General features: G+C 71.1%; 22 protein-coding genes. 7 read left to right on the forward strand and 15 right to left on the reverse strand.

Going from position 1 to position 22061, the window contains the following annotated elements; all coding sequences use genetic code 11:
- The first annotated feature begins 22 nt into the window (after window positions 1-22).
- The 3 genes from ACIBQ8_RS16485 to ACIBQ8_RS16495 are packed head-to-tail and all read left to right on the forward strand — an operon-like array spanning window position 23 to window position 3461.
- On the forward strand, window positions 23-1297 hold the full coding sequence (locus tag ACIBQ8_RS16485) for an MFS transporter (protein ID WP_397176884.1): 1275 nt from the start codon (window positions 23-25) through the stop codon (window positions 1295-1297).
- Window positions 1294-2295: an alpha/beta fold hydrolase gene (locus tag ACIBQ8_RS16490; RefSeq protein ID WP_397192321.1), complete on the forward strand. Its 1002-nt coding sequence runs from the start codon at window positions 1294-1296 to the stop codon at window positions 2293-2295. Before ACIBQ8_RS16485 ends, ACIBQ8_RS16490 begins: the two co-directional genes overlap by 4 nt.
- Window positions 2295-3461, forward strand: a complete 1167-nt coding sequence (locus tag ACIBQ8_RS16495) for an alpha/beta hydrolase family protein (protein ID WP_397176880.1) — start codon at window positions 2295-2297, stop codon at window positions 3459-3461. The genes ACIBQ8_RS16490 and ACIBQ8_RS16495 overlap by 1 nt, the downstream gene beginning before the upstream one ends.
- On the opposite strand, the gene ACIBQ8_RS16500 is transcribed toward ACIBQ8_RS16495, so the two are convergent.
- On the reverse strand, window positions 3451-5451 hold the full coding sequence (locus ACIBQ8_RS16500) for a glycosyltransferase family 2 protein (RefSeq protein WP_397176878.1): 2001 nt from the start codon (window positions 5449-5451) through the stop codon (window positions 3451-3453). The two genes, ACIBQ8_RS16495 and ACIBQ8_RS16500, sit on opposite strands and share 11 nt — an antisense overlap.
- A gap of 71 nt (window positions 5452-5522) precedes the next feature.
- On the reverse strand, window positions 5523-6215 hold the full coding sequence (locus tag ACIBQ8_RS16505) for a lytic transglycosylase domain-containing protein (protein ID WP_397192322.1): 693 nt from the start codon (window positions 6213-6215) through the stop codon (window positions 5523-5525).
- A gap of 285 nt (window positions 6216-6500) precedes the next feature.
- On the opposite strand from ACIBQ8_RS16505, the gene ACIBQ8_RS16510 reads away from it, so the two are divergent.
- The 3 genes from ACIBQ8_RS16510 to ACIBQ8_RS16520 are packed head-to-tail and all read left to right on the forward strand — an operon-like array spanning window position 6501 to window position 9105.
- On the forward strand, window positions 6501-7175 hold the full coding sequence (locus ACIBQ8_RS16510; RefSeq protein ID WP_125636689.1) for a response regulator transcription factor: 675 nt from the start codon (window positions 6501-6503) through the stop codon (window positions 7173-7175).
- A complete protein-coding gene (locus tag ACIBQ8_RS16515) occupies window positions 7172-8587 on the forward strand; it encodes an ATP-binding protein (protein WP_397176876.1) in 1416 nt (471 codons plus the stop codon). Before ACIBQ8_RS16510 ends, ACIBQ8_RS16515 begins: the two co-directional genes overlap by 4 nt.
- Window positions 8584-9105 (forward strand): hypothetical protein, encoded by a 522-nt coding sequence (locus tag ACIBQ8_RS16520; protein ID WP_397176874.1) that lies wholly within the window; start codon window positions 8584-8586, stop codon window positions 9103-9105. The genes ACIBQ8_RS16515 and ACIBQ8_RS16520 overlap by 4 nt, the downstream gene beginning before the upstream one ends.
- A 12-nt stretch (window positions 9106-9117) precedes the next feature.
- On the opposite strand, the gene ACIBQ8_RS16525 is transcribed toward ACIBQ8_RS16520, so the two are convergent.
- The 13 genes from ACIBQ8_RS16525 to ACIBQ8_RS16585 form a co-directional block, all read right to left on the reverse strand.
- Window positions 9118-10437, reverse strand: a complete 1320-nt coding sequence (locus tag ACIBQ8_RS16525; RefSeq protein ID WP_352323269.1) for a PhoH family protein — start codon at window positions 10435-10437, stop codon at window positions 9118-9120.
- A 207-nt stretch (window positions 10438-10644) separates the two neighbouring features.
- On the reverse strand, window positions 10645-11406 hold the full coding sequence (locus ACIBQ8_RS16530; protein WP_357974621.1) for an isoprenyl transferase: 762 nt from the start codon (window positions 11404-11406) through the stop codon (window positions 10645-10647).
- A gap of 55 nt (window positions 11407-11461) precedes the next feature.
- Window positions 11462-12010 (reverse strand): hypothetical protein, encoded by a 549-nt coding sequence (locus ACIBQ8_RS16535; RefSeq protein ID WP_397176872.1) that lies wholly within the window; start codon window positions 12008-12010, stop codon window positions 11462-11464.
- Between the two features lie 25 nt (window positions 12011-12035).
- Complete coding sequence (locus ACIBQ8_RS16540; protein ID WP_397192323.1) at window positions 12036-12863, reverse strand: amidohydrolase family protein; 828 nt, start codon at window positions 12861-12863, stop codon at window positions 12036-12038.
- Window positions 12864-12890: 27 nt separating this feature from the next.
- Window positions 12891-13769, reverse strand: coding sequence for a hypothetical protein (locus ACIBQ8_RS16545; protein ID WP_397192324.1), 879 nt, complete (start codon window positions 13767-13769; stop codon window positions 12891-12893).
- A 36-nt stretch (window positions 13770-13805) separates the two neighbouring features.
- Window positions 13806-14204, reverse strand: coding sequence for a hypothetical protein (locus ACIBQ8_RS16550; RefSeq protein WP_397176866.1), 399 nt, complete (start codon window positions 14202-14204; stop codon window positions 13806-13808).
- Window positions 14197-15045 carry a DUF692 family multinuclear iron-containing protein gene (locus ACIBQ8_RS16555; RefSeq protein WP_397192325.1) on the reverse strand — a complete coding sequence of 283 codons (849 nt, stop codon included), beginning with the start codon at window positions 15043-15045 and terminating at the stop codon, window positions 14197-14199. The genes ACIBQ8_RS16550 and ACIBQ8_RS16555 overlap by 8 nt, the downstream gene beginning before the upstream one ends.
- Window position 15046: 1 nt before the next feature.
- The gene (locus tag ACIBQ8_RS16560; RefSeq protein WP_397192326.1) at window positions 15047-15970 is read right to left on the reverse strand and encodes a TIGR04222 domain-containing membrane protein; all 924 of its coding nucleotides are present in this window, start codon (window positions 15968-15970) and stop codon (window positions 15047-15049) included.
- A 111-nt stretch (window positions 15971-16081) separates the two neighbouring features.
- Window positions 16082-17875: a phosphoenolpyruvate carboxykinase (GTP) gene (locus tag ACIBQ8_RS16565; RefSeq protein WP_397192327.1), complete on the reverse strand. Its 1794-nt coding sequence runs from the start codon at window positions 17873-17875 to the stop codon at window positions 16082-16084.
- Between the two features lie 248 nt (window positions 17876-18123).
- Window positions 18124-18645 (reverse strand): hypothetical protein, encoded by a 522-nt coding sequence (locus ACIBQ8_RS16570; protein ID WP_397176859.1) that lies wholly within the window; start codon window positions 18643-18645, stop codon window positions 18124-18126.
- Window positions 18646-18714: 69 nt separating this feature from the next.
- A complete protein-coding gene (locus ACIBQ8_RS16575; protein WP_397177146.1) occupies window positions 18715-19824 on the reverse strand; it encodes a C40 family peptidase in 1110 nt (369 codons plus the stop codon).
- A 140-nt stretch (window positions 19825-19964) separates the two neighbouring features.
- Window positions 19965-20465: a transcription elongation factor GreA gene (gene greA, locus ACIBQ8_RS16580; RefSeq protein WP_352323258.1), complete on the reverse strand. Its 501-nt coding sequence runs from the start codon at window positions 20463-20465 to the stop codon at window positions 19965-19967.
- 108 nt (window positions 20466-20573) lie between these two features.
- Window positions 20574-20996, reverse strand: coding sequence for a DUF4307 domain-containing protein (locus tag ACIBQ8_RS16585; protein ID WP_357974645.1), 423 nt, complete (start codon window positions 20994-20996; stop codon window positions 20574-20576).
- Between the two features lie 147 nt (window positions 20997-21143).
- Between ACIBQ8_RS16585 and mca the strand changes: the two genes are divergently transcribed.
- A complete protein-coding gene (gene mca, locus ACIBQ8_RS16590) occupies window positions 21144-22028 on the forward strand; it encodes a mycothiol conjugate amidase Mca (RefSeq protein ID WP_364337743.1) in 885 nt (294 codons plus the stop codon).
- The last annotated feature ends 33 nt before the right edge of the window (window positions 22029-22061 follow it).

The following is a 22061-nucleotide window of genomic DNA, read 5'->3' on the forward strand; positions in this document are numbered from 1 at the left end:
GTCACTCCTTACCGTGACCGGCATGGCCACTTCCATCAAGAGGATCGTCGCCGCGAGCCTGATCGGCACCACCATCGAGTGGTACGACTTCTTCCTGTACGGCTCGGCAGCCGCTCTCGTGTTCAACAAACTCTTCTTCCCCGAGTCCGATCCGCTGACCGGCACGCTGCTGTCGTTCCTCACCTACGCCGTCGGATTCGTCGCCCGCCCGCTCGGCGGCCTGGTCTTCGGCCACTTCGGCGACCGGGTGGGCCGCAAGACCCTGCTGGTGGTCAGCCTGCTGATGATGGGCGCCGCCACGTTCCTGATCGGCTGCCTGCCGACGTACGCCACGCTCGGCTCGTCGGCGGCGCTGCTGCTGACCGCGCTGCGGCTCGTGCAGGGCTTCGCGCTCGGCGGCGAGTGGGGCGGCGCGGTGCTGATCGTGTCCGAGCACGGCGACACGGACCGCCGCGGGTTCTGGGCCTCCTGGCCGCAGGCGGGCGCGCCCGGCGGGAACCTGCTGGCCACGGGCGTGCTGGCGGTGCTGGCCGCCTGGCAGTCCGACGAGGCGTTCCTGTCGTGGGGCTGGCGGATCCCGTTCCTGCTGTCGGGGGTGCTGGTGATGGTCGGCCTGTGGATCCGGCTGACGATCACCGAGTCGCCGGTGTTCCAGCAGGCCGAGCCGGAGCCGACCGCGCCGATCGTGGGCGTGCTGCGGCGCCACTGGAAGGACGTGCTCACCGCCATCGGCGCCCGTCTGGCCGAGAACATCTCGTTCTACCTGCTGACGGTGTTCGTCATCACGTACGCGAAGAACGCCAAGATCGACAACTCGACTGTGCTGAACGCGGTGCTGCTCGCCTCGGCGATCCACTTCGTCACGATCCCGATGTGGGGCGCGTTGTCGGACCGGGTCGGCCGCCGTCCGGTCTACCTGGCCGGGGCCGCCGGGATCGGCGTGTGGATCTTCGCCTTCTTCCCGCTGGTGGACACCGGCAACTTCCTGGCGATCACCCTCGCGGTCACCGTCGGCCTGCTCTTCCACGGCATGATGTACGGCCCGCAGGCGGCCTTCTTCTCCGAGCTGTTCGGCACCAGGACGCGCTACACCGGCGTGTCGATCGGCGCCCAGCTCTCGGCGATCGTGGCCGGCGCGCTGGCCCCGCTGATCGCGGTGGCGCTGCTCAAGAGCTACTCCAGCAGCGTGCCCATCTCCGTCTACCTTGGCCTGGCGGCGGTGCTCACGCTGGTCGCCGTCTACACCGCCCGCGAGACCCAGGGACGCGACCTGGCCGAGAGGATCCACGCGCGATGAAGGTCACCACCCCCCGCCTCACGCAGCACGTCCTGACCGTCGAGGGCCGGACGTCCGGCGAGCCCGTGCTGTTCGTGCACGGCAACGTCTCCTCCGGCGCCTTCTGGCGCGACAGCATGGCCGCGCTGCCCGCCCGCTACCGCCCGCTCGCCCCCGACCTGCGCGGCTTCGGCGACACCGACCCCGAGCCGGTGGACGCCACCAGGGGCCTGCGCGACTGGTCCGACGACCTGGCCGAGCTGGTCGAGGCGCTCGGGCTGGACGGCGTGCACCTGGTCGGCTGGAGCCTCGGCGGCGGCGTCGTCCTGCAGCTCCTGCGCGACCGTCCGGCGCTGGTCAGGAGCGTCACGCTGGTCAACCCGATCTCCCCGTACGGCTTCGGCGGCACCGAGGGCCCGGACGGCATGCTCACCCACCCCGACGGCGCGGGGTCGGGCGCCGGAGCGGCGAACCCGGACTTCGTGGCCCGGCTCAAGGCGGGCGACATGTCCGACGAATCACCGACGTCCCCCCGCAACGTGCTCCGCACCGGCTACGTCAAGCACCCGCGGATCCCCGACGAGGACTTCTACCTGCGGTCCATGCTCACCACCCGCGTGGACGAGGCCAACTACCCGGGCGACGCCGCCGGCTCCCCCGCCTGGCCCGGCGTGGCCCCCGGCAAGCACGGCGTGCTCAACGCGTGCGCCCCCACCCACTTCCGCCTGGACGACCTGCACGAGATCGGCCCCAGGCCGCCCGTCCTGTGGATCAGGGGCGCCGACGACGTGATCGTCTCCGACACCTCGCTGTTCGACCTGGCCCACCTGGGCGCGATCGGCGTCGTGCCCGGCTCCCCCGGCACCCCGGCCCAGCCGATGGTGACCCAGACCAGGGCGGTCCTCGACCGCTACGGCCGCTACCGCGAGGTCGTGCTGGACGACTGTGGCCACAGCCCCCATCTGGAACGGCCCGCCGAGTTCGCCCGCCTGCTGGCCGAGCACCTGGAGGAGGTCTGATGCTCCTCGCCCTGACCCTGGTCGCGAGCCTGCTCACCGCGCCCGCCGCGGACGGTCCGGCCGCGGACGGCCTGACCGTGCCCGGCGCGGAGAAGCTGATCAGCGCCACCCTCGACGACCTGACCACGGCCGGCACCGCACTGACCGGCCACACCGACCCGGCCGACTGGGCCGGCCTGCACTCCAAGGCCACGGTCAACCCGACCGGCGTGCCCGGCACCCAGCTCGACGGCTACTTCCCCGACACCTCCACCGGCAACGCCACGCACGGCTGGAACCACGACTCCCAGTTCGTGATCAGGCTGCCCGACCGGTGGAACGGCGGCCTGGTCGTCAGCGGCACGCCGGGCAACCGGGAGCAGTACGCCAACGACTACACAATCTCCGACTGGGTGCTGTCCAAGGGCTACGCGTTCGCCGCCACCGACAAGGGCAACGTGGGCCTGGCCTTCCACGAGGACGGCCGCCGCCCCGGCGACGCCATCGCCGAGTGGAACGACCGCGTCACCCAGCTCACCGTGGCCGCCAGGTCCGTGGTCAGGCAGCGGTACGGCCGCCCGCCGGCCCGTACCTTCATGGCCGGCCTGTCCAACGGCGGCTACCTGGTCAGGTGGCAGCTGGAGAACCGCGCCTGGCTCTACGACGGCGGCGTGGACTGGGAGGGCACGCTCTTCCGGGTCAAGGGCGACAACCTGCTGAACTTCCTGCCGCCCGCGCTGAAGGCGTACCCGGACGAGGCGGGCGTGCGGGCGGCCGGGTTCGCGCCGGGGTCGGAGTTCCTGTGGCCCTTCCACCGGCAGTACTACTGGGAGCTCACCCAGCAGCTCTACCAGAAGGAGCTGGACCCGTCGTACACGGGCGCGGCGGCCGACTACGACTACGACGCGCGCCGGCCGTACGCCGCGATGGCCAGGATCGGGCTGACCGGCAGGATCACCAAGCCGCTGATCACGATCCACGGGACGCTCGACTCGCTGCTGCCGATCTCCCGCGACTCCGACGTCTACGCCAGGATGGTCGGCCCGCACCGCCCGTTCCGCTACCACCGGATCGAGGGCGGCAACCACCTCGACAGCCTCGTCGACGTCTATCCCGACCGGCTCAGGCCCATGCTCCCGGCCTTCAGGGACGCCTTCCAGGAGCTGGAGGACTGGGTCACTCCTTGAGGTAGCGATGCCTGCCCGCGCGCGCCCAGCGCACGATGTGCCGCGCCCCGGGCAGGCGCCTGCCGAGGCGGTGGAGCGCGGTGTCCCGGCCCATGGGCGAGCGCCGCTGGGGGTCCACCGCGACGGCCGGGCGCGTCTCGACCCGGCCGCGGCGCACCTGGAGGCCGAACCGCAGCCCGATCTCCTCGTCGGACGAGCGCAGCGACGACAGCCAGGCGCCCGGCCCGAGCTGCTCCTCGCTCGGCAGGTGCCGCTTGACCGGGATCTTGGCGACGAGCTGGCCGGCGAGCTTGCCCGGCACGCCGGCCTCGACCAGCGCGGGCGCGCACACCTCGCGTTCCCGGCGGCCGGTGCTGCGCAGCACCAGCTCCAGGGGCGGCCCGCCGCTCGGCGGCACGTACGGGACCGGCAGCACGACGTACACGTGGCCGTCGAGCTGGCGGACGGTCACCCCCGGCGACACCAGCGCGATCGACTCCGAGAACGAGCGCGGCTCGACGGCCAGGCCCAGCTCCCCCTTGTCCGACCAGCACGGCACCACCAGCCGCATCCTGGGCCGCTGGGCCAGCACGCCCAGGCAGTTGAGCGGCCCCTCGGCCCGGCCGACCCGGCTCCTGGCCTGGTTGGCGCCGCTGAACATGCGGACGTGCACCTCCCACTGCCCGGGGCTGAGCGGCTGGCCCATGGCCGCGCTGGTGACGTCCAGGCGGGCCTCGCCCCTGATCTGCACGCGGACCCGGCGGCGGCCGTCGGGGGAACGCTCGACGTGCTGGGTGACCGGCAGGAAGTGCACCACGCCGGTCGTGCTGTGCCGGACGTAGACGTCGATGCGGGCCCGCTCGACGTCGGCCGTGATGTCGGTGACGTCGTCGGACAGCAGCTTGGTGTCGACCGAGCGCGGCGGGATCCAGTGCAGGCGCTCGCCGTCCACCCGGTAGCGGTCGGGCAGGCCGTCGCCGGACATGACCTCCACGGTCAGGCCGAGCACCAGGATGTGGGCGTCCCAGCGCATCTCGGTGAGCTCGGCGCGCAGCCCCGCGCGCCGGGTGGAGTTGGCGAACATGACGATCTGGTCCAGGCGTCCGCGCCGGACGAACGCGGCCACCGCCCGGAGCTGGACCGGCAGGTAGCGGTCGACGCGCTCGGGGAAACGCTCGCCGACGAGCTCCTGGACGACCCGGAAGTGCATGCCGCGGTCCACGGAGGAGTCGGCGAACCTGGCGGTCAGCAGCGGCCTGAGCACCGCTGAGCGGAACCAGTAGGCGTACATGCGGTCGCGCTGGCGGCCGGCGCCGACGTAGGTGTCGATGTCGGTGAGCAGCGTGTTCAGCCCGGCCACGATCACCCGGGGGTCCTCCTCGGGCGCCTCGGGCCGCGGCCCGAGCTGGCAGCAGACCTCCTCGGCCAGGACGGCGATCACCTTGGCCGCGAGGTAGGCCCGCATGACGAACGCCTGCTCGGCCAGCCGGCCGCCGGGCATCCCGAAGCCCAGCTCGTGCTCCTCCAGGAAGGCCCGGCGGTAGAGCTGCTGCGGGACGAGCAGCGTCATCAGGCGCTCGCGCAGGATGTCGGCGCGGGCGCTGCTGCGCTCGAACGCCACCATCGGCGGGCCGTAGTCGCGGGCCAGCCGCCCGATCAGCACGTCGGCGTCGGTCTCGACCGCGCGCTCGTGCATGCGGGCCAGCGCGTCGCGCGCCAGCCGGTCGGTCTGGTCGAGGAAGTAGACGTAATCGCCCTCCGCCGCGGCCATGCCCATGTTGCGGCCGCGAGAAGGCGACCCGGTGTGCGGCAGATGCAGCACCCGGACGTTCTCGCGGAGATCGGCGATGGTGTCCAGCCGTTCCCCGATGCCGTCCGTGGAGCCGTCGTCCACGAAGATCACTTCGTAGTCGGCGGCGGGCAGCGTCTGCTCCAGCGCGGAGCGGATGCACGCGTCCGCGGTGTCACCCGGGTTGTGGACATTGACGATCACACTGACCTTCGCACCCATGCGGCCAGCGTGCGCCGCTCATACACGATCGGGTGAGACGGCTTGCCGATTACAGAAGAAGAGTTGACCTGTTAGTACCATCCTGTGGACTGTGAGTGCCCCCACGCGCCACAAGGCGTGCCGTAACGGCCCTTGATGTAGCCGAGACCCCACGCGATCTGGGTGGTGGCATTGGTCTGCCAGTCGCCGCCCGCGCTGGCCATCTTGCTGCCGGGCAGGGCCTGCGGGATGCCGTACGCGCCGGAGTAGCGGTTCATCGCCCGCTCGTTCCAGCCGCTCTCCTTCTGCCAGAGCAGCTCCAGGCAGCCCCACTGGTCGGCGCCCCAGCCCTTGGCGGCGAGCATCTGCTTGGCGACGGCCTTGTTGCTGCCCGGCGAGGGGTTGCTGCCCGGCGGGAAGTTGGCGGGCGGGAAGCCGCTGCCGCCCGGCGCCTTCTTGGGCACGACCCAGTTGAGCTTCTTGGTGCCGCCGCGGTTCTTCTTGAGCAGGTCGGCCCGGTAGGCCTGCTCGGCGGCGTTCTTCAGCGCGTCGGTCTCGGGGTCGGGGGCGAACAGGTTGCCTCCGGCGAGCGCGCCGAGCTGCTCGGCCGTGAACGGATCGACCGGCGGCTTGCCGGCGTTGTCGACGGCGCGATAGGCGACGTAACCGCCACCGCCCACGACCACCACCAGCGACACGACGACGACGGCGACGCGCTTGGGGGTGAAACGCGAAGGCCGGCGGCGCGCCGAGCGAAGGTCATCCTTCGGGGGGCGCTCACTCAACTGCGGACCGGGGCTCACGATCCATGAGCTTGCCCTGTCATGGGGGGTGGTCCGCAACCGGAACGCGGGATTCGGTTGACGTTCTCTTGGCCAACCAGCAGGTAACAACCTTTTTCACGAAAAATTGTGAATTTCGTCACAGACTGGTGGGCGCCTCCCTTCGAGCGCCCGCACCGAAGGGAGGCCGCTTTCAGGCTTCCGCCCCATCTTCAGGATCTGATCCGCACCCGGTCACAGTTTGATGACACAACCCGGGTATAGGGGACATGGAATAATAATGTGCGCGTGGCCGGCATCCTCCTTGTAGAAGACGATCCCTCCGTCCGCACAGCCTTGGAGCTGGCGTTGACGCGGCAGGGACATTCCGTCACGTCCTACGCGACGGGCGAGGAGGCTCTGGACCACATCCGCGCCCGCCGCCCCGAGATCGCGATCCTCGACGTCATGCTGCCCGGCATCGACGGCGTCGAGGTCTGCCGCCGCATCCGCAAGCTCGACCAGCTCCCCGTCATCCTGCTCACCGCCCGCGGCGACGACCTGGACGTGGTGGTCGGCCTGGAGGCGGGCGCCGACGACTACGTGGTCAAGCCGGTCGAGCCGCGGGTGCTCGACGCCCGCATCCGGGCCATCCTGCGCAGGGCCGAGTCCGCGACCTCCGACCGCATCACCTTCGGCGACCTGGTGATCGACCGGGGCGCGCTCAAGGTCACGCTGGCCAGCAAGGAGATCCACCTGACGCCGACCGAGCTGCGGCTGCTGCTGGAGCTGGTCCGCCATCCCGGCCAGGTGCTCAACCGCCGCTACCTGCTGCGGGTCGTCTGGGACCACACGCACGTCGCCGACTCGCGGCTGGTGGACGCCTGCGTCCAGCGCGTCCGCGCCAAGATCGAGCCGAGGCCGGCCGAGCCGGTCTTCATCCACACCGTGCGCGGGTTCGGCTACCGGTTCAGCCCTCCGTGATCCCGCTGCCCACCGGGCTGCGGGCGCGCCTGGTCATCACCTTCACCCTCGTCGCGGTCACCGCGTCCACGCTGGTCGCCACCATCGGCTTCGAGCTGGCCAAGACCGCGCTCGTGACCAGGGCCGAGACCACCTCCCTCGACCTGGTGACCCGCGAGCTCGGCCGCATCACCTTCCCCGTGGGCAAGCTCAGGCCGGGCGAGGCGGCGCCGTCCATGAAGGAGCTCGACCAGGTCGTCAGGACGCTGTCCAGCCCCGGCCGCAGCGTCCTGGTCGAGTACGGCAACCTGCTGTCCGCCGACGGCCCGATGACCATGAAGGACGTCCCCAACGAGCTGTACGGCCGGGCCAAGCAGAACGTCGTCACCCAGCGCAAGGTGATCGGCAACGAGCTGTGGCTCATCGTCGGCGCCGAGGTCCACCGGTACGAGCCCGGCGTCGCCCCCGAGGCCACCGGCCTGCGCGCGTTCGTGTTCTTCCCGCTGCACGACGAGGAGAGCCAGCTCGCGACGCTGCGCAACACGCTCACCCAGGGCGGCGCGGTCATCGTGCTGATCGCGCTGGTGGTGGCGCTGCTGTCGGCCCGGCAGGTGCTGCTGCCCGTACGGCGGCTCAGCGCGGCGGCGCAGGCGCTCGGCCAGGGCCGGCTGGACACCCGCCTGCCGGTGCACGGCCAGGACGAGCTGGCCGAGCTGACCGCCAGGTTCAACGACGCGGCGGCGGCGCTGGAGCTCAGCGTGTCGGAGCTGCGCTCGCTGGAGGCCATGTCCCGCAGGTTCGTGGCCGACGTCTCGCACGAGCTGCGCACGCCGCTCACCGCCATGACGGCCGTGGCCGACATGCTCTCGGAGGAGGCCGGCCGGCTGCCCGACGCGCCGGCTGAGGCCGTACGGCTGGTGCTGCGCGAGATCGGGCGCCTGCGCGAGCTCGTCGAGCACCTGATCGAGGTCAGCAGGTTCGACGCCGGCACCGCGACGCTCAACGTGGAGCCCGTGAACGTCGCCGACGCCATCCTGGACTGCCTGGAGGTGCGCGGCTGGAGCGACGAGGTGGACGTGACCGCCTCCCAGGGCCTGACCGTCAATCTCGACCCGAGGAGGTTCGACGTCATCGTGGCCAACCTGGTCGGCAACGCGCTCAAGCACGGCCTGCCCCCGGTGGAGGTCACCGCGCGCGGCACCGAGAACGGCCTGGAGGTGAAGGTGCGCGACCACGGCAAGGGCATCCCCGCCGAGGCGCTGCCGCACGTCTTCGACCGCTTCTTCAAGGCGGGCGCGGGCCGGGCCCGCAGCCAGGGCAGCGGCCTCGGCCTGGCCATCGCCCGCGCCAACGTGCACCTGCACGGCGGCACGATCTCCGTACGCGCCCAGCAGCCCGGCACCCTGTTCACGGTCTGGCTGCCGCACCAATGACGGCGTCCACGACCGTGCGCGGGGTCCTCGTCGGCGTCGCGGCCCTGCTGGCCGTGGCCGCCTGCGGCATCTCGCCGACCGACGTCCAGACCAAGGGCGCCGCGCCCACCATCAAGCTCCCGCCGCCCTCGAAGACCATCTATCTGATCAGGAACAAGCAGCTCACGCTCGAACCTGCCGACGTCGAGAACGGCACCGTGGGCAGCCTCCTCGGCGCCCTGTTCGCCGCCTCCGAGCAGCCGCTCGGCGACCGCACCACCGAGCTGCACGGCCTGGAGTACGTCGGCATGAAGGACTCGCTCGACCCCGTGCAGCGCGACGAGAAGCAGCTCCCGCGCACGTCCACGCTGACCGTGTACTTCAAGGGCGACCGGCCGCTGAGCAGGCTCGGCAAGGCGCAGATCGTCTGCACCGCGCAGCAGGACGCCGCGTTCGAGCAGGTCAAGATCGTCCGGGAGAGGGACGGCCGCCCCGCCAAGGCGGAGGGGCGGCCGTACACCTGTCCGGAACTCAGGTGAGCCCGTCGCGGCTCACATCGTGATGTCCTCCAGCATCTCCGTCACCAGGGCGGCGATCGGGGACCGCTCGGACCTGGTGAGCGTGACGTGCGCGAAGAGCGGGTGGCCCTTCAGCTTCTCCACCACCGCCACCACGCCGTCGTGCCGGCCGACCCGCAGGTTGTCGCGCTGGGCGACGTCGTGCGTGAGCACCACCCGGGAGTTGGCGCCGATCCGGCTCAGCACCGTGAGCAGCACCCCGCGCTCCAGCGACTGGGCCTCGTCCACGATCACGAACGCGTCGTGCAGCGACCGGCCGCGGATGTGCGTCAGCGGGAGCACCTCCAGCATGCCCCGGTCGAGCACCTCCTCGATCACCTCGGGCGAGGTGATCGCGCCGAGCGTGTCGTAGACCGCCTGCGCCCACGGGCCCATCTTCTCGCCCTCGGTGCCCGGCAGGTAGCCGAGCTCCTGGCCGCCGACGGCGTACAGGGGGCGGAAGACGACCACCTTGCGGTGCTGGCGGCGCTCCAGGACCGCCTCCAGGCCCGCGCAGAGCGCCAGCGCCGACTTGCCGGTGCCGGCCCGGCCGCCCAGCGAGACGATGCCGATCTCCGGGTCCATCAGCAGGTCCAGCGCGATGCGCTGCTCGGCCGAGCGGCCGTGCAGGCCGAAGACCTCGCGGTCGCCGCGGACCAGGCGGACGGACTTGTCCGGCGCGACCCTGCCGAGCGCCGATCCCTTGGCCGACAGCAGCCGCAGGCCGGTGTGCGCGGGCAGTTGCCTGCCCTCCTCCAGGTCGGCCGTGCCCTTGTCGAAGAGCGTCTCGACGTCCTCCGCCGTCACCTGCAGCTCGGCCATCCCGGTCCAGCCGGACTCGACCACCAGCTCGGCGCGGTACTCCTCGGCCGCCAGGCCGATCGAGGCCGCCTTGACCCGCATGGGCAGGTCTTTGGAGACCAGCACGACGTCGCAGCCCTCGGCCGCGAGCGAGCGCGCGACGGTCAGGATGCGCGTGTCGTTGTCGCCCAGGCGGAACCCGACGGGCAGGATGGACGGATCGCTGTGGTTGAGCTCAACCCTGATCGTTCCATCCCCTGTCGGCATCGGCTCGTCGAGCCTGCCGTGCTGAACCCGCAGGTCGTCGAGGTAGCGCAAGGCTTTCCTCGCGAAGTAGCCGAGCTCGGGATGGTGCCGCTTACCTTCCAGCTCCGTGATGACCACGATGGGAAGGACGACGTCGTGCTCGGCGAAGCGCGTCAATGCCGCCGGGTCGGCCAGCAGGACCGAGGTGTCGAGCACGTACGTGCGCTTGGCCGGCTGGTGAGTAGGGTTGCTCGAGGACACTGCCACACGTTCTCCCCCGGGCGCCCATAGGTGCGGGCACCCTGCAGACGAGGTGGGAACCGGACCGGACCCGCGTCCCCGACCGCAACCTGCCGGCGGAGCCGGACTCCGGCCCCCCTCGGCAAGTGTCGGTGCAAAGGCGGGCCCTCTCCGGGATGCCCGGCCTGTGGCCGGACACTTCCAACGTTACGTCTTGGATACCCGAATGTCGCATCAAGAACCGTAACGCCGGTGTCTCGCAGCGTAATCGCGCAGCGCCCGCAGGAAATCGACCCTGCGGAAGTCCGGCCAGTAAGCCTCGTGGAAGTAGAACTCGGAGTGAGCGCTCTGCCACAACATGAATCCGGACAGACGCTGCTCGCCCGACGTACGGATGAGGAGGTCCGGGTCGGGTTGGCCGCGAGTGTAGAGATGCTCCGCGATGTGTTCGACATCGAGGACCTCCACGAGGTCCTCGATGCTGGCGCCCTTACTCGCATGCTCCTGGAGGAGTGAGCGCACCGCATCGGCAATCTCACGTCTTCCTCCATACCCAACTGCAACGTTCACAATCAGGCCCGGACGGTGTGATGACGCTTCTTTTGCATTTTTCAGGACATTGGCCGTGCGGTCGGGGAGGAGGTCGAGCGCGCCCACCGGGCTGATCCGCCAGCCCTCGTCCACGAGCTCCTGGACCACGTCCTCGATGATGCGCAGCAGCGGCTCCAGCTCCTCGCGCGGCCGGTTGAGGTTGTCGTTGGACAACATCCAGACGGTGACGACCTCGACGCCCGTCTCCCGGCACCAGCCGAGCAGCTCCGATATCTTGTCCGCGCCCTTGCGGTGGCCGGTCGCCACGTCGCGCATGCCCATGGCACGCGCCCAGCGGCGGTTGCCGTCGATGATGACCCCGACATGCCGGGGAACGCTGTCCTTGGACAGCTTGGTCTCCAGCCGGTGTTCGTACAGCCGGTAGACCAGGTCGCGCAGGCCCACGGAGTGCCTCCCCAGCGGTGCTGTGCCTTTGGTCGAATGACCCAACAGGCAATTATCACCGCGTTTCGCCCGTGCCTGCTCCCGCAATGGGATTCCTGGCGAGATCTCTTCCGCCGAGACACCCCTCGGCTTCATGGACCAGTTCGCGAACGAACTCGGACAACTCCGCCGACGTCAGGACGGCCCTCATGCCCACGCCGGTGGCCCCCCACGCCTCGACGTAGGCCCGCCGGGTCAGCCGCCACTGACCCGGCGCGGGCTGCCAGATGGGGATGGTGCGCAGCTGGCAGCGCAGCTCGCCGCCGCCCACCAGGCCCGAGCGGGTGCGGTAGCGGAAGGAGAACAGCTCGCTCTCCGGCTCCTCGTCGGGGAAGCGGTCGTCGGGGTCGTTCCACCGCCGGGCCGCCCCCCTTCCCTGCCGCGCCTCGTCGACCCCGCGCGCCAGGCGCGCGAGCAGCCAGCCGCACCGCTCCCCCACGCTGCCGTACGGCGTGCCGTCGCGATGGAGCTCAAGGGTGATCTCGTACGGCGTGCCGACGGTGTCCGTGCACGCGACGGGCGTGACCGTCAGATACGATCCATCGACACAGCGTAGTCCCCCCACGCCCTTCCCCGTTTCCGGCCCCAAGTCAGCTAAACCCGTAGAAACCCCTGGCTGTCTCCCCGAGCACCAGGTCCCGGTCGGTTCCGCCGAGCAGCGCGCCGGTGACCTCCCAGACCGTCCGGTAGTCGGCCGCCTGCAGGGCCACCGGCCAGTCGCTGCCGGCCATCAGCCGGTCCGGGCCGAACAGCTCGACGGCGTGCTCCACGTACGGCCGCAGGTCCTCCACCGTCCAGTTCCGGTGGTCGGCCTCGGTGACCAGGCCGGAGACCTTGGCGTACACGTTGGGGAACGCGGCCGCGCGGGCCAGCCCGCCGGCCCACGGCTCCCACTCGCGGTCCCTGATGCGCGGCTTGGACAGGTGGTCGACGACGATCTTCAGGGACGGGTGCCGCCCGGCCAGCGTCACCACGTGGTCGAGGTGCCTGGGCAGCAGCGAGACCACGTCGAACGTCAGCCCGGCCGCCGCGAGCAGGCCCAGCGACTCCAGCACCTCGTCGCGGACCAGCCAGTCGGGATCGGGCTCGTCGTGGATCAGGTGCCGGACGCCGCGGAACTTCGGATTCCCGGCGTAGCGGGCGATCGCCTCGGCGGCCTCGTCCGGGCGCAGCAGCGGGATCCATCCGACCACCGCGCCGACGAAGTCGTGGGCGCCGGCCAGGGCCAGCAGGGCGTCGGTCTCGGCGTACGAGTCGGCGGCCTGCACCAGCACCGTCCGATCCACACCGGTCAGTGCCAGCTCAGGGGCCAGGTCGTGCGGCGCGTAGGTCCGGTAGAGGACGCCCGCCTCGGGGGTGAGCCATGGGTAGTCGCCGGTTTCGAGATCCCAGAAGTGCTGGTGCGCGTCGACAATCACCCCCCAAACCTAGGATGTCTCGATATTTCAGAGCAAGGGGTGCCAGCCGTGCTGACGCCAGCCCGGCGGCTGGTGCCACTCGGTCCAGCCGAAGCCGGTGCGGCCGTCGTCGGACGCCAGCTCGCACAGCGCCCTCGGGAACTCGGCCACCGCCCCGTCGGGCGAGACCAGCCGCACCGGGGCGAACGCGACCGGCCGCACGGTCACCGCGCGGCCCGGGAAGCTCAGCAGCGTCTCCGCCGGGCGGTCGCCGTCGAACCGGGTGCCGGCCGTGAAGCCGTCCGCGTGCTCGATCAGGCCGCCGGGCGGCACCGTGAACGCCGGCCACGGCAGCGGCATGCCCAGGTTGACCTGCGTGCCGTGCAGGTGGGTGCCGTCGGAGAGCCGGCCGCTGCTCCACGTCCAGGACAGCGACCACCAGTCCCTGACGCCCCAGCTGTGGTCGCGCTCGCCATGGCCGCGGAAGGGGCGGCCGTCGACCGTCCCGGTGACCTCGCAGGGGACCTCGTAGCGGGGGGTGAGCTGGTAGCCGTACACGCCGCCGCGGGTGTGCCATTCGAGGTCGAGCGACAGGCCCGGGGCGGCCAGGCGCAGCCGCGCGGTGCGCAGGGGGTCGGTCGCGGTCAGGTCGGCCTCGTAGGCGTCGGCGGACATCGTCAGGCCGGTCGGCGGGGCCTCGTGGTCGGTGATCTCCACCAGGCCGCCGCCGCGCCGGACGAGCCGGGCCCAGAACCAGGTGCGCTTCCAGTTGGGGTAGAGCCCGATGCGGACGTATCCGCCCAGTTCGCCGTCGTCGGCGACGAAGTCGAGGTAGTAGGACTCGTTCCACAGCGGGTCGTCGCCGGACTGGTGGAGCTGCTCGTCCTGCTCGCCGAGGGGCCAGTCGCCCATGTTGACGATGCGCATGCCGTACCGCCTCCCAAGCGCTTGCTACGGGCAAGCCTAGCGGCGATCCCGGCGGAACACGAAGAGCAGCCGAGCCCACCCGCGCGGCTTCGCGGCCGGCATGAGGCCGCGGGCGCGCAGCCAGGCGGCGAAGTCGTCGGCGTCGGCCCGGTAGCCGGGCGGCGGGACGGCACGGGCCGCCGCGTAGGCGGCGAACTCCGCCGCCAGGGCGGGCCCCGCGGCACGGGCGGCGTCCGGGCGTAGCCTGGCCACCACGCCGCGCCGCTTGGCGAGCAGGGCGGACGCCTGCACGCTCAGCCGCCCGGCGTCGAAGCCCGCGGGCGGATCCGCCCCGGCCACCAGGCAAGCGACCACCCGCCCCTGCGCCTCCGCCAGACGCGCCCGCGCCCCGTCACCGACCGCGCCCCCACGCCGCGCCCGTGCCTCCTCACTCACCGCGCCCGCCCACGGTCTGCTCGGCCCTGGACATGGCGGCTCGGATGCGGGCCAGTTCGGCGGCGAGCGCGGCGTCGCCCGGGTAGCCGGCGTCCCACTCCAGCAGCACCCCGGGCGGGCTGGTCCGGGCGCACAGCTCGGTCAGCAGCCCGAGGACGGCCGGCGGCACGGCGGCGGTGTGCGTGTCGTGCCAGATCCCGTGGTGCTCGTGCCCACCGGCGACGTGCACGTACGCCAGGTGCTCCAGCGGCAGTGCGTCCAGCGCGTCCACGGCCGACAGCCCAAGGTTGACCTGGGCGGCGTACAGGTTGGCGAGGTCCACCAGCAGCCCGGCCCCGGTGCGCGCCACCACCTCGGCCAGGAAGCGGGCCTCGGTCAGCTCGTCGTCCGGCCAGCCGAAGATCGGCGCCACGTTCTCCAGGGCCAGCGGCACGGGCAGCGCCTCCTGGGCCAGCCGCACGTTCTCCACGACGATCTCCAGCGACTCCCGCGTCCGCGGCACCGGCAGCAGGTGGCCCGCCTCCACGCCGCCTCCGCGGACGAACGCCAGGTGCTCGCTGACCAGCGGCGAGTCCAGGGCCCGCGCGCAGGCGGCGAGGTGGGCGAGCCGGGCCGGGTCCGGCGGCTCGGCGCCGCCGACGCCGAGCGAGACGCCGTGCGGGATCACCGGCACGCCCCTGGCCCGCAGCACCCGCAGCGACTCGGGGAGGTCGCCGGGGTCGATGTTCTCGGCCACCACCTCGACGAACCCGACGCCCGCCAGCCGCTCGATCGTCAGGTCGAGCTCGGGCCGCCACCCGATGCCCACCCCCAAGCCCGGCAGATCCGACAGGTCCGGCATGTCAGATCCCCCCGCCGCAGCCGCCGCCCCCGCAGCCGCCGCCCCCGCAACCGCTTCCGCCCCCGCAGCCGCTTCCGCCGCCGCATCCCACCGCGCCGGAGCCGCCCGCGTCGGTGCTGTGCGACTGGGCGCCGCCACGCCGCCGACGGGTGGCGACCGTACGGGCCGGGGAGCCGTTGAGCGCGAGGACGAGGTTGGCGTCGTCCAGCTCGCCGAGGCCGTACAGCGCGACGGCCACCGGACCCGCGGACGTGCCCGGCGGGTGGTCCAGCTTGGCGCGGTCGAGCGCGGCCTGCCCGGAAGCGGTGAGATCGGTGGGGAACGTGCGCCGATGCCTGGCGATGGCGCTGGGCGCGCCCACGACCGTCCCGGCCAGGACGCCGAGCGCGGCCAGGGGAAGCGGCGAGGTGCCCTCGACGGCCACCGACAGCGCCTCCACGGCCGCCCCGGCGAGCGCCAGCAGCGCCAGCACCCGTAACCGGACGATGAGCCGGTCCACCTGGGTGAAGGAGCCGGTGGGGTGGACGGCGCCGATCCTGCCCAGCCGGTGCCTGAGGCCGTCCAGGGTCTCGCTCCGGCTCACGCGCTCCCGCACCGTGCTCGCCCACGCGCCGGGGTTGCGCTCGACCTCGTCCAGGACGGCGTCCTCGACCGGCTCGCCGGTGCTTCGGGCGCCGGCCACCGGGTGCACCCGTCCGTCGCGGGACACGCGTACGGCCCCTGACGCCGCCAGCAGCCCGACGGCGGTGTCGGCGACGCGCCTGGCCCCGCCCGCCAGGAAGGCCAGCTCGTACGGGCCGAGATCGTGCGGCCGGGGCTCGACGGCGGCCCCCCGGATGGCGGCGTGCTCACGCCGGACCGCGAGAACGGTGGCCCCGGCCGCTCCGGCCAGCGCCACCGCGAGGATGAGAAGGAACAGATCCATACGCCCTCCCCTCGTGCGACCCGTCGGGCCGCGTACCGGGAAGACGTATAAGGAAGGCATAAAGGTTCCGCGCGGTGCGGCGGCCAGCACCGCCGCACCGCGCGCGCCCGCTCAGCCGAGCCGGTCGAGCAGGGCGTCGTACTCGTCCCACAGCTCCTTCGGCAGGTGGTCGCCGAACTTCTCGAAGTGGGCCGGGATCAGGGCCGCCTCCTCGCGCCACACGTCGCGGTCGACCGACAGCAGCGTGCGCAGGTCCTCTTCGGACAGGTCGAGGCCGTCGGTGTCGAGCTCGGCGGGCAGCAGGCCGATCGCCGTCGGGTTCGCCTTGGCCTCGCCGTTGAGGCGGTCGACGATCCACTTGAGCACGCGGCTGTTCTCGCCGAACCCGGGCCAGATGAACTTGCCCTCGTCGTTCTTCCTGAACCAGTTGACGTAGTAGATGCGCGGCAGCTTCGCGCCCTTGACCCGGCCGATGTCGAGCCAGTGGCCGAAGTAGTCGCCCATGTTGTAGCCGCAGAACGGCAGCATGGCGAACGGGTCGTAGCGCAGCTCGCCCACCTTGCCCTCGGCCGCGGCGGTCTTCTCGGAGGCGACGTTGGCTCCGAGAAAGACGCCGTGCTCCCAGCTCAGCGACTCCGTGACCAGAGGCACGGCGGTGGCGCGGCGGCCACCGAAGAGAATCGCCGAGATGGGCACGCCCTTGGGGTCCTGCCACTCCGGTGCGATGGTCGGGCACTGGGAGGCGGGTGTGGTGAAGCGGGCGTTCGGGTGGGCGGCGGGCTCGTCGCTGTCGGGCGTCCAGGAGCGGCCCTTCCAGTCGGTCAGGTGCGCCGGGGGCTCCTCGGTGAGCCCCTCCCACCACACGTCACCGTCGTCGGTCAGGGCGACGTTGGTGAAGATGCTGTTGCCCCAGAGGGTCTTGATCGCGTTGGCGTTGGTCACCTGGCCGGTGCCGGGCGCGACGCCGAAGAAGCCGGCCTCCGGGTTGATGGCGTACAGGCGGCCGTCGTCGCCGAAGCGCATCCAGGCGATGTCGTCGCCGATCGTCTCGACCTTCCAGCCCGGGATCGTGGGCTGGAGCATGGCCAGGTTCGTCTTGCCGCACGCGCTCGGGAAGGCGGCGGCGACGTAACGGGTCTCGCCGTCGGGCGGCGTGAGCTTGAGGATGAGCATGTGCTCGGCCAGCCAGCCCTCGTCGCGGGCCATGACGCTGGCGATGCGCAGCGCGTAGCACTTCTTCCCGAGCAGCGCGTTGCCGCCGTAGCCCGAGCCGTAGGACCAGATCTCGCGGGTCTCGGGGAAGTGGCTGATGTACTTGGTGGAGCTGCACGGCCAGGCCACGTCGGACTGGCCCGGCCGCAGCGGGGCGCCGACGGAGTGGACGGCCTTGACGAAGCTGCCGCGCTGCTCGATCAGGCGCAGGGCCCGGTCGCCCATGCGCGTCATGATCCGCATCGACACGGCCACGTACGCGGAGTCGGTGATCTCGACGCCGAGCTGCGAGATCTCGCCGCCGAGCGGGCCCATGCAGAACGGGACGACGTACATGGTGCGGCCGCGCATGCAGCCCGCGAAGAGCTCGGAGAAGGTCTGGCGCATCTGCGCTGGAGCGATCCAGTTGTTGGTCGGGCCTGCGTCCTCCTCGCGCTCCGAGCAGATGTAGGTACGGTCCTCGACCCGCGCCACGTCGCTGGGATCGGACTTGGCGTAGAAGCTGTTCGGGCGCGCGGCGAGCCGGGTGAGCGTGCCCTGCTCGACGAGGAGGTTGGTCAGGCGCGTCCACTCCTCCTCCGAGCCGTCGCACCACTCGATCCGGTCGGGCTGGGTCAGGGCTGCGATCTCGTTCACCCACGCGACCAATTCGCGATTGCTCGTCGGCGCGGGCACTTCCACGGAAACGGACACGACTGCGACTCCTCCACTCTCTCAGGGCCCAGACATCATTAACGACGAAGGCGCATGAAAGCCAATTGGCATAGACCTGTTGGCGCGACCGTCGCCGCAGGCAGCGACCCTGACGATCCGGGGAGCCTACCCAGGTCTCCGAGATTTAAAAGAGGAATTCGGGGGCGTGGTCCAGGCCAATTAGCGTGGTCTAAACCAATTACCGCAATGGTTTAGTCCAATTTCCTGAGCCGTTTCCGCCGGTGTTCTCAGGAATTGACGTCGGGGCCCGCGTTGCGCACTCTGTCGACGTGCTGAAGGGCGTCGCGCAGCTCGGCCAGCCAGGTGTCGGTGTTCTTGCCGACCAGCCGCACGCACCAGGCGAGCGCGTCGCTGCGGCTCCTGGCCACCCCGGCGGCGACCAGCGTGTCGAGCACCTGACGCTCCGACTGGCGCAGCCGCGTCATCACGGGCACGGAGAGTGTGGTGAACATCACAGTCTCGCCCCCGCACCGCACGCCCCAGGAGACCTTCTGGCGGAACCGGCGCTCCGCCTCGCGGGCGATCTCGATCCGCCGCTCGCGGGTCTCCTCCCGGAACCGGCGGGCCAGCCCCTCGATGAGCGCGAGCCGCTCGGCCTCGGGGGTGTCGGCGGGCGGGTCGGGCAGCGTGCCGAGCACCGCGATCTCCTCGCGGTCGCGGACGATCTCGGGGGCCCCGGTGAACCACCCCTCGGGGAGCCGGCCGGTGAACCAGCCGCGGACCTGCGCGCTCATTTCATCTGCTGACATGTAATCACGATTACACAGTTGCGCGCGAAATGCACGAGCCGAACCGCGGTTCATGCCGAAGGGGTTCGCTCAGCGGACGCGGGCGGCCGCGACGGGACTGACCCGGACGACGCCGGCCAGGTTCCGCGTGCTCAACGGGGAGATCTTGACGACGTCGCCGGTGCGCGGCGCCTGCAGCACCTTCCCGTCGCCCCAGTAGATCGCCACGTGCGAGATGTAACCCGGGTTCGTCGGGTCGTTGCGCCAGAAGATCAGGTCGCCCGGCTGCGCCTGGGCCAGCGGCACCTGCGGCCCGGCCACCCACTGCTGGTGGGTCACCCGCGGCATCCGCACGCCCGCCTGCCCGTACGCCCACTGCACCAGCCCCGAGCAGTCGAACGTGTCGGGCCCCTCGGCCCCCCACACGTACGGCCGGCCCAGCTTGGACACCGCGGCCTTCAGCGCCGTCGTGAGCTGCTCCACGGTCATGAACGACCCGGACGGCCAGTTCTTCGGGGTGTCGGCCCTGGGCCGCGGCTGGACGGGGTTGACCGTGGCCACCTGCGTGCCCTTGGGCATCGCGGCCAGGATGGCCCGGCGCAGCGCGTCGGAGTTCGCACCCGGGGCGCTGACGATGAGCGCGTTGTCGCGCGGGAGGCGCAGCCTGCGCCCGGTCTCCTTGGACACGACCGCGTCCACCGCGCCGAACCCGGTTGTGGCGTACGCGCCGATGCGCAGCGGCCCGGCCGGCCCGCTCACCCGGCTGTGCAGCGCGAGCCCGCCGTCGTTGCCCAGCACGAACGAGACCGCCACGTCGCCGGAGGCCACGTTCTGCCACAGGGCGTCCGAGGACGCCGTCACCTTGGGGGTGTAGGCCCGGAACGTGGACGGGTTCACCGCGAGCGTCTGCACCCGCTTGCCGTCGAGCGAGATGGAGGCCGCGTCGGCCAGCTCAAGGGCCCGTACGCCGCGCAGCCTGGCCACCTTGCGCAGCAGCTCGTCCGTGAACGGCTTGCGGGTGAGCACGAAGAGGTTGGGCTTGCGCAGCTTGCCCAGCGGGGCCACGGGCTGGTCGGCACGGGACTGGGCCATGAGCGTCTGCTTCGGCACCGGCCGCGCCCGCACCACCTCGACCGGCGCCTGCTCCTCCCCCGTCTGGACCAGCACCAGCACGTCGGTGGTGAGCACGGCCACCAGCATCACCACGATGAAGGGGATGAGCCGGGATAAGTCTCGGCGTTTCCGCGTCTTCACCAGAAAGCTGAGGTCCTGCGCGATCGCCGGCGAACGCGAAAACGCCGCCGGGCCGACGTGGGCCCGGCGGTCTGGATCTGCGGGGGTCAGTTGCCGATGTACGGCACAGCCTCGAGGATCTCGACGGTGTTCTGGCGGCCGTTGGGCATCGAGTACGTCGCCTTCTCACCGATTTTCTTGCCGTTGATCGCCGAGCCGAGCGGCGACTTGGGCGAGTAGACGTCGATCGGCGCTCCGCTCTCCTCGCGGGAGGCGAGCAGGAAGGTGACCTCGTCGTCGTCGCCGACGAACCGGATCGTCACGGTCATGCCGGGGCCGACCACGCCCTCGGTCTTGGGGGCCTCTCCCACCTTGGCGTTGTCGAGGATCTGGCGGAGGTGGAAGATCCGGGCCTCCATCTTGCCCTGCTCGTCCTTGGCGGCGTGGTAGCCGCCGTTCTCCTTCAGGTCGCCCTCCTCACGGGCGGCCTCGATCTTCTTGGCGATGTCGACGCGCCCGGGGCCAGAGAGATATTCGTACTCCGCCTTCAGGCGGTCGTACGCCTCCTGCGTCAGCCATGTGACGTTCTCATCGCGAGAGTCGGCCACGGGTTCTCCTTGCTTGCCTAGGGGGCCCTGAGATCACTTGAGGATGTGGACGGTTGAATTGCGAAAGGCTAACAACTTAACCGACCGGACGCTTCCCCAAATGTCTCACTATACGAGATTGCAGTACTGGATGTGGACGGAAGTGGCCTGACCACTGGTGTCGAGGCTCTCCTTGAGCTGCTTACTACCCTCACCAGCCGGGATTCTTACTTCCTTGCTACCGACTTCCGCGTGGTAGACGTCCAGTGCCCTGATCCGGCAGACGGCCACTCTATCGTCGGGCTTGTACACCTCGAAGGTGATCTCCGCGCGCCCGGGCGCGTCGATGCTGAACGAGACGACCTGCGCCGGGGCCTCCGAGCCGCCGCCGGCCGTCATCGACCACATCACCCATCCCCAGCCGCCCGCGACGATGGCCACCAGCACGCCGATCACGACATGCACGACCAGCCGGCCGCCTCTCTTCGGACGGTCGGGGAAGTCGTCGGGTGTGCCGAGAACGGGTCCGTTCCCGACATCTTCGGTGACCATGGCGGAATCTCCCTGCACTCCCTGAGCGTTATCCGAGACAATTGTCGCCCGCGGGGGGCGTGCCCTCGCGACCGCCCAGCAGAAACTAACCTCTCTGGACGAGTGACCGGTCCTCCACCGAGGAGACCCTGTGAGGAGAACGCGCCCGTGAGTGCACCCCTGAGGTTGATGGCAGTCCACGCCCACCCCGACGACGAGTCGAGCAAGGGCGCCGCCACGATGGCGCGTTACGTGCGCGAAGGCGTGGAAGTGCTGGTCTGTACCCTCACGGGCGGTGAGCGGGGTTCCGTGCTCAACCCGAAGATGGACCGGCCCGAGATCGTGGCCAACATCGGCGAGGTGCGCCGGGCGGAGATGGAGCGGGCCCGCGAGATCCTCGGCGTCCAGCAGCGTTTCATGGGCTTTGTCGACTCCGGCCTGCCGGAGAGCGAGGAGGAGGAGCTGCCCGAGGGCTGCTTCGCCGTGCAGAAGCTTGAGGACGCCTCGGCCCCGCTGGTGGCCGCCGTGCGCGAGTTCCGCCCGCACGTGATCATCACCTACGACGACGACGGCGGCTACCCGCACCCCGACCACATCATGACCAACAAGGTGTCCGTCGAGGCGTTCGAGGCGGCCGGCGACCCCGACCGCTACCCCGGCGCCGGCGACCCGTGGCAGCCGATGAAGCTCTACTACCAGATGGGCTTCACCAAGGAGCGCTTCGAGGCGCTGCACGAGGCCATGACCGAGCGCGGGCTCGGCTCCCCGTACTCCGACTGGATCTCCCGCTGGGAGGACCGGCCCGCCAAGTGGCCGGTGACGACGCGGGTGCCGTGCGGCGAGTACTTCCAGATCCGCGACGAGGCGCTGCTCGCGCACGCTACCCAGGTCGACCCCGACGGCTTCTGGTTCGTCTGCCCGCGCGAGCTGCAGCAGGAGATCTGGCCGACCGAGGACTACCACCTGGCGCGCTCGCTGGTCGACACCGAGCTGCCCGAGGACGACCTGTTCGCCGGCATCCACGCCGAGGACGTCTCACCCGCCTGCCACTGACCGGACCACGGCATACGGGTGGCAGACTGAAGG

This window comes from Nonomuraea sp. NPDC049646 (assembly GCF_044465525.1).
In the GTDB taxonomy this organism is placed as follows: domain Bacteria; phylum Actinomycetota; class Actinomycetes; order Streptosporangiales; family Streptosporangiaceae; genus Nonomuraea.